This window comes from Acuticoccus sediminis (assembly GCF_003258595.1).
GTDB lineage: Bacteria > Pseudomonadota > Alphaproteobacteria > Rhizobiales > Amorphaceae > Acuticoccus > Acuticoccus sediminis.
Map to the genome: position 1 here is coordinate 1 of NZ_QHHQ01000037.1, position 1,342 is coordinate 1,342.

Consider the following 1,342-nt stretch of genomic DNA (forward strand, 5'->3'; position numbering starts at 1 on the left):
TGGAGTGCACCCCATTTCGCCGGACAAGCGGCGGTTGGATTTAGGCACTGAGCCTGATGAACTCGCGCGGCGAGCGGAACTTCAATCCTGAGTGCGGGTGGACCTCGCAATAATCCTCGATCCAGCCGGGGAGCAAGGCGAGGATGGTGTCGGCGTCGGGCAAAATGCTGATGCCGGCGTAGTCGCGCTTCAGCGTTTTGACGAAGGCCTCGGACATACCGTTCGACTCCGGGCTGCGGACGGGCGTGAAGAGCAGTGTAAGGCCGAGGGCACGGGCGGTGTCGGCGGTGTCCTTGGCGATGTAGGCGCTGCCGTTGTCCGACAGCCATTCGACGGCATGCGGAACCTTGGTCGTGCCGAAGCGGCGTTCGACCGCGGCGACCATGAGGTCGCGCGCCATCTCGCCGGAGATGCCGGCCTGCGCCACGGCCGACCAGGCGATGATCTCGCGGTCGCAGGCATCCAGGACGAAGAGAATGCGCACGACTTCGCGGTTGCGGGCGTGGATCTCCAGATGGTCCGAGCACCAGCGCACGTTCGAGCGCAGTGCGATGACCACGCCGTCATGCGTTCGGCCAGGACGACGCGCCGTGTGGCGCTCCAGCGTCAGGCCGTGATGCTGCATGATCCGCAGCACCCGTTTGGCATTGACTGTCGGGCGCCCCTCAGAGCGCAGGCGACGGTTCAGCAGCGCCGTCACACGCCTGTAGCCGTAAGTCGGCCGAGCATCGACGATGGTACGGATCGGCGCCAGGAACTCGGCGTCCTCGGCCTTGCGGTAGGGCCCCCGCGGCGTCACCGTCCTGCCGCGTCGCTCGTTGATGTAGGAACGAGCGACGTCGAGCGTCCGCGCCACGGCGCTCACCGTGAACCGTCCGTCGGATCGCTCCAGGACAGCAAGGGCGACGTCCGTTTTTTTGGGCGGACGACGTCGAGCGCCTCTTTCAGGATCTCGTTCTCCATCGTCTTGCGGCCGAGCAGGCGCTCGAGGTCGCGGACCCGCTTCTCCAGATCGCGGACCCTCGACGTACCGACGACATCCTCGTCGGCCTGGACCGCGGCATGGCCGCCCTCCAGCATCCGGCGCTTCCAGGCAAAGAGCTGCGACGGGGAGACACCCGCCTGCCGCGCCACGAAGGACACGCTCATTCCCGGCTGCATCGCTTCCTCGACGAGGCGGACCTTCTCGGCGGTCGACCATCGCCGCCGGCGCTGAACGGAAGTGATCACTTCAACCCGAGAAAACGGGCCATCAGGAGCTTTCGACATAGTCGTACTCATAGGCGGATGCCTATGCCTTATCGGCTATGCCACCTGTCCGGTCAAAACGGGGTGCGCTCCA

1 protein-coding gene is annotated in these 1,342 nt (G+C 65.8%); it reads right to left on the reverse strand.

All coding sequences use genetic code 11. The features are described from left to right. Positions 1 to 40: 40 nt before the first annotated feature. Positions 41 to 1,269 (reverse strand): IS3 family transposase gene (locus DLJ53_RS34555; RefSeq protein ID WP_111352842.1). Its coding sequence is split into 2 segments (ribosomal slippage): positions 41 to 921 and positions 921 to 1,269, totalling 1,230 coding nucleotides; the frame shifts between segments, so codons are not numbered across the junction. Between the last annotated feature and the right edge of the window lie 73 nt (positions 1,270 to 1,342).